The sequence below is a fragment of the Streptomyces torulosus genome (assembly GCF_001419765.1).
Classification (GTDB): domain Bacteria; phylum Actinomycetota; class Actinomycetes; order Streptomycetales; family Streptomycetaceae; genus Streptomyces; species Streptomyces torulosus.
On sequence record NZ_LIRK01000237.1, the window covers coordinates 1 to 5,290 of the forward strand.

Sequence of the window (5,290 nt, forward strand, 5' to 3'; positions counted from 1 at the left end):
CCCGCCGCCCCTACCCGTCCCCTCCCCAGGGGTGCTGCCCCTTCGACCCCGGCCTGCCTTCGGGGGCTGCCGCCCCCGGACCCCGCCTTCAGTGGATGGGGGTGCCTGCTGTGGGTGGGGATGCTTGCGGTTCGTTGTGGCCGGTCGCGCAGTTCCCCGCGCCCCTTACGGGGGCTGCCGCCCCCGTGCCCCCGCGTTAGTCGGCTCAGGTCGTGCACGGGCTTGCCGTCGGGTGTCGGCCCGCCGTGAACGCTGCCGGGGGGACGCCCATGAAGTGGCGGAACTCCGCTGTCATGTGGGACTGGTCGTAGTAACCCGCTGTCGCCGCGATGTCGGACCAGCGGCCGGTGTCCGCCGCGAGCACCGTGCGGAGCCGGTCGATGCGGGCGAAGCGTTTGGGGGACAGGCCCGTGCCGTCGGTGAACAGGGTGTGCAGGCGGCGCTCGCTGATGTGCAGGCGGGCCGCGGTCGTGGCGACGCCGACCACCGCCAGCAGGCGGGCCGCCTCGTCGAGCCGATGTGCGGGTTCGGGGCGGTCGGCCACTGCTTCTTCGAGCGCGGCAACCGGGTCGGCCGCGAACCGGTCGACGTCCAGCCCCGGCAACGCCTGGAGCGGCAGCGCCCGGTCCGCCAGGTCCCGCAGGGGACGGCCGAGCAGGACTTGCGCGCGACCCGGGCGCATCCGCACCCGTACGCACGAACGGCCGGGCGTACCGACGTGGTAGGCGGCCCGGGTACGGGGGCCCATGACGATCAACTCACGCCGGTCCATGCGCAGGAGCAGCGTGGTGGCGTGATCGGGCACGTCAACCACCGGCGAACCGGCCGCCGTGGCGATGTCGATCCCGGCCACCCAGCGCTTCAGGGCGGGCGGCACGACGAGAGAGCGCACGCGGCTCACGATAGTGCCGAAACTTCCTATGGAGCGGTCTCGGGGCGCTGACATCGTCGGAGCATGATCCTTGTTACGGGTGCCACCGGCACCATCGGTAGTCATGTCGTCCGTCTGCTCACCGAGCGGGGCGTGCCGTTCCGGGCGATGTCCCGCCGGGAGCGGCCCGGCGGGGTGCGGGCCGACTTCGAGGACCCGGCGTCGCTGGCGGACGCGGTGGCCGGTGTCGACTCGGTCTTCCTGGTGACCGTGCCGCCCGTGCCGACCGCGGACCACGACCTGGCCCTGTTGACGGCCGCGCGGGCGGCGGGCGTCCGGAAGATCGTCAAGCTGTCCGCGATCGGCAGCGGTGAGCGGTTCGAGGGTGCGACGGTCGGCGCGTGGCACCTCGCGGCGGAGGAGGCGATCGAGGCCGGCGGGTTCGTGTGGACGATGCTCCGCCCGCCGAGCTTCGCGTCGAACCTCCTGTGGCACCGGGCGCTGATCCGGGCCGGCGAGCCGATCCCGGACCTGACCGGCGACTCCCGGCAGGCCGTCGTCGACCCGCGGGACGTGGCCGCCGTCGCCGTCGCCGCCCTCACCGGCGACGCGCACGACGGGCGGCGGTACGACCTGACCGGTCCGGAGCTGCTGACGTTCGCGGAGCAGGCGGCGATCCTGGAACGCGTGCTGGAACGTCCGGTCAGAACCACCGACGCGGGCACGCTCGACCGGCTGCCGGCCGGGATGCGCACGGGCATCGGCTGGGCGCGCGCCGGCGGTGCGGCCTACGTCACCGACCACGTGCCGCGCGTGCTCGGCCGGCCGGCGGGCACGTTCGAGCGGTGGGCGCGCGACCACCGGGAGGCGTTCACGGCCGGCGCGTCGAATCCCTGACGGTCAGCCGCGCCGGTCGTCCCTCAGCGCGTCGTCGTGGTCGTCGCCGCTGCCAGGGCCGCTCGCAGGTGGCCCTGGTTCTGCTGGAGCAGACGGGTGGCCGTGGGGGCGTCGGTGTTGCTGAGGAGGGTGAGGATGGCTGTTTTGACCTCACCGTTCGCGGCGGTGAGGGCCGTGTCGATCTCCTCGTCCGTCGCGCCCGTCGCGAGCGCGACGATGCGGTGGGAGCGGGCCCGGAGTTTGTCGTTGGTGGCGCGGACGTCGACCATCAGGTTCCCGTAGGTCTTGCCCAGGCGGATCATCGTGATCGTCGAGAGCATGTTGAGGACCAGCTTCTGGGCGGTGCCCGCCTTCAGGCGGGTGGAGCCCGTCACCAGCTCGGGGCCCACGACGATCTCGATGCCGTGGTCGGCGGCCGCGGCGAGCGCGCTGGACGCGTTGCAGGCGAGGCCCACCGTCAGGGCGCCCCGGCCGCGGGCGTACTCGACGGCGCCGATCGCGTACGGCGTGCGGCCGGAGGCCGAGACGCCCACCACCGTGTCGTCGGGGGTCAGCGCCAGCGCGCCGAGGTCCGCGCGGGCCAGGTCCGCCGAGTCCTCCGCGCCCTCGATCGACGTGATCACCGCCTCCCGGCCGCCGGCGATCAGGCCCAGCACCTGGGAGGGGGCCGTGTTGAAGGTCGGCGGGCACTCGGACGCGTCGAGGACGCCGAGCCGTCCGGCCGTGCCAGCCCCCGCGTAGATCAGACGGCCGCCCCGCGCCATCCGCTCCGCGATCGCGTCGATCGCCGCCGCGATCAGCGGCAACCGCGCGGCCACCGCCGTCGGCACGGTCGCGTCCTCGCCGTTCATCAGCTTCGCGATGTCCAGGGTCGGCAGCTGGTCGATGTCCGCCAGGTCGGGGCGGAACGCCTCGGTCGTCAGCGACTCCAGCTCCGCGCGTACGGCGAGGTCGTTCGGGGTGGAGCCGTAGGGGAGGGAAGGCATGCGGTGACTCATTTCGTACGGTGCGATCGGCGTCCCCGGAGGGCGGGGCGGGAGGATGCGACGACTGCGGTGCTTCGTCCTCGCCTACCGCGAAGGCCCTCCGCTCCTGTGGCGGTGCGCCAGCGCCTCGTACGACGCCGACAGCGCGGGCGCCGCGGACTCGTACGTCCGCTGGGCCACCCCTATGAACAGGCAGTCCACCACCAGCAGTTGACTCGTCCGGGACGACATCGCCGCCGGCCGCAGCTCGCTCTCCCGTGCCGTCGACGTCGTCAGGACGTGGTCGGCGTACTGGGAGACCGGTCCGTCGGGCCGTCCGGTGATCGCGATCGTCGTCGCGCCGTGGTCGAAGGCGACCCGCAGCGGTTCGATGACGTCGCCCGTCGAACCGGAGTGGGTGATCGCGATGGCCACGTCCTTCGCGCGGAGCTGCACCGCGTTGGTGACGGCGAGGTGCGGGTCGCTGTGCGCCTGGGCTATCAGCCCTATGCGCAGCAGCTTCTGTGTGAGGTCCTGCGCCACCAGCCCCGACGCCCCGACGCCGTACACGTCCGTCCGGCGGGCCCCGGCCAGCGCCCGGACCGCCGCGCCCAGCTGCACCATGTCCAGTCCGGCCGCCGTGTCCGCGAGGGTCTGCTGCTCGTCGTAGGCGAGCTTGGCGACGACATCGGGGAGTGGGTCGTCCACCGCGATGTCGGCCGTGACGGAGGGCGCGCGGCCCGACTGCTGGTGGGCGGCGAGACCGGCGAGGGCGAGGCGCAGGTCGCGGTAGCCGGGGTAGCCGAGGAGCCGGGCCGTGCGGACGACCGTCGCCTCGCTGGTGCCGGTGAGCTCGGCGAGGCCGGTGACCGTGAGCGCCGCGCACGCGGCCGGGTCGCTCGCGACCGCCTCCGCGACGCGCTGCATGGACCGGGTCATGGACGGCGCGAGCGTCCGCACCTTCGCGGCGAGCGCGGCGGGAGCGGGCGGAGCGGCCCCACCGCCGCGGCCTCCACCGCCGCCGTTGCCGCTGCGGCCTTCGGCCGGGCGTCCGCCGGTTTCGGCGGGGCGTCCGCCGCTTGCCCCGCGGCCTTCGGCCCCACTCGCACGTCCACCTTCGGACACGGCCGCACGTCCGCCTTCGGCTTCAGCCGCACGTCCGCCTTCGGCCGCGGTCGCACGTCGGCTCTCGGCGGCGGCCGGCTTCCGGCCCTCGGCCGGGGACGCCTCCGGTGGTCTCCGTCCTTTCCTTCGCGCGAAAATTTCCTTCACCTCATCACTCACACCATGAAAGATATTTTCCGTCCGGGTGTGCGGTCAAGGGTGCGCACAATGGAGGCATGAGTCCCGGCAGTGATCCCGTGAGCCCCCTTGAGCAGGCGTTGCACGCGGCCCGTGCGCTCGTGCTCGCCGATCTGGTCGCCCAGGAGGTCGCCGAGGCCGACGTCGTCTCGATGGTCGAGGACTCCGTGGTGCAGCGCCGCTGGTGGGTGGAGCAATGGCCGGACGGCGCGGCGTACGTCGCCGGGCTGATCGCGCAGGACGTCCAGGACGCCCTGCTGGAACGGTACGGGCGCTGGCCGCTCTGCCCGGTCTGCGGCACCGGCGACCCGCACGCCCTCGACGTCGAGCCGGAGCTGGGCCCCGATCCGCGGTGGGTGTGCCACAAGGCGGGGGTCCGGGTCGCGGCGGTGGGCGCGCTGGGGGCCGTCACCGGGGGGTCGTCGCCCTCGTGACCGTCTACATCGATCCGCCCACCTGGCCGGGCCACGGCCGGATGTGGTCGCACCTGGTCAGCGACGTCTCGTTCGACGAGCTGCACGACTTCGCGCGCCGGGTCGGCGTGCCCGAGCGGGCCTTCGAACGCGACCACTACGACATCCCGTCCCACCGCTACGAGGACGTCGTGGCCGCGGGCGCGGTGGAGGTGGGCTCGAAGGAACTGCTCCGCCGGCTCACCGCGGCGGGGCTGCGGCGCCCCAAGGGGCGGCCCGTCGGCCGGTGACGGGGGAGTGGCCCCGGCCGGTGAGGGGCGGGGACGGCTTCAGTCCGTGAAGATCGGGTCCAGGCCGTGCCACCACCGGTTGAGTGCCGGGAAGTCGGGGCCGGTGACGGCGAACAGGGCGGGCCGGTCGTAGTACGTGCAGGTGATCACGTACTGGAACGTGGTGTTCATGTAGCAGGCCGCGTCCCCGGCCGGGGTGTCGGAGCCGTTCTCCGACCAGACGCCGCGGACGTTCTGCTGCTGGTCGCAGTTGCCGTCGGGCAGGCCGGCCGTGTAGTCCCGGAACACCTTCTGCGCCTCGCTCTTGGAGCCGTACACCGAGATGCTCGCCTTGGTGGTGAGGGCGCCGTACGTGGGGTCCTGCGTGGTCACCGTGCAGCGCAGTGACGCCTCGGCGCCGGGTGCCGTGTCCGGTTCGCAGCTCTCGCGGCGCCACTGCGCCGGGTTGAGCGAGTCCCGCAACTCCCGCTGGGCGGTGGTGAGTCCGTCGTCCTCGCCGTCCTCGATGTCGTCGGCGTCGGGCGTGGGTGTGGTGGTCTCCGGGGTCGGGGT

Annotated in this window: 7 protein-coding genes; 3 read left to right on the plus strand and 4 right to left on the minus strand. The window is 73.6% G+C overall.

The annotated features are described in order from the left end of the window. Positions 1 to 205 precede the first annotated feature (205 nt). Positions 206 to 892 (minus strand): helix-turn-helix domain-containing protein, encoded by a 687-nt coding sequence (locus AOK23_RS16820; protein ID WP_240496416.1) that lies wholly within the window; start codon positions 890 to 892, stop codon positions 206 to 208. A gap of 63 nt (positions 893 to 955) precedes the next feature. Between AOK23_RS16820 and AOK23_RS16825 the strand changes: the two genes are divergently transcribed. Continuing rightward, entirely contained in the window at positions 956 to 1,768 is an 813-nt protein-coding gene (locus tag AOK23_RS16825) for an NAD(P)H-binding protein (protein ID WP_055713524.1), read from the plus strand. Positions 1,769 to 1,791: 23 nt separating this feature from the next. On the opposite strand, the gene murQ is transcribed toward AOK23_RS16825, so the two are convergent. Then, on the minus strand, positions 1,792 to 2,754 hold the full coding sequence (gene murQ, locus AOK23_RS16830; protein ID WP_055713525.1) for an N-acetylmuramic acid 6-phosphate etherase: 963 nt from the start codon (positions 2,752 to 2,754) through the stop codon (positions 1,792 to 1,794). Positions 2,755 to 2,838: 84 nt separating this feature from the next. Continuing rightward, on the minus strand, positions 2,839 to 3,858 hold the full coding sequence (locus AOK23_RS16835; RefSeq protein WP_055713526.1) for a MurR/RpiR family transcriptional regulator: 1,020 nt from the start codon (positions 3,856 to 3,858) through the stop codon (positions 2,839 to 2,841). Between the two features lie 215 nt (positions 3,859 to 4,073). Here AOK23_RS16835 and AOK23_RS16840 point away from each other — a divergent pair, with 215 nt between their 5' ends. Together AOK23_RS16840 and AOK23_RS16845 are read left to right on the plus strand one after the other, a co-directional pair. After that, positions 4,074 to 4,469 (plus strand): hypothetical protein, encoded by a 396-nt coding sequence (locus AOK23_RS16840; RefSeq protein ID WP_055713527.1) that lies wholly within the window; start codon positions 4,074 to 4,076, stop codon positions 4,467 to 4,469. Further along, complete coding sequence (locus tag AOK23_RS16845; protein ID WP_055514786.1) at positions 4,466 to 4,738, plus strand: DUF4031 domain-containing protein; 273 nt, start codon at positions 4,466 to 4,468, stop codon at positions 4,736 to 4,738. The genes AOK23_RS16840 and AOK23_RS16845 overlap by 4 nt, the downstream gene beginning before the upstream one ends. A gap of 39 nt (positions 4,739 to 4,777) precedes the next feature. Here AOK23_RS16845 and AOK23_RS16850 read toward each other — a convergent pair. Continuing rightward, positions 4,778 to 5,290, minus strand: a 513-nt coding sequence (locus AOK23_RS16850) for a hypothetical protein (RefSeq protein ID WP_206336222.1), incomplete at its 5' end; no start/stop codon positions are given.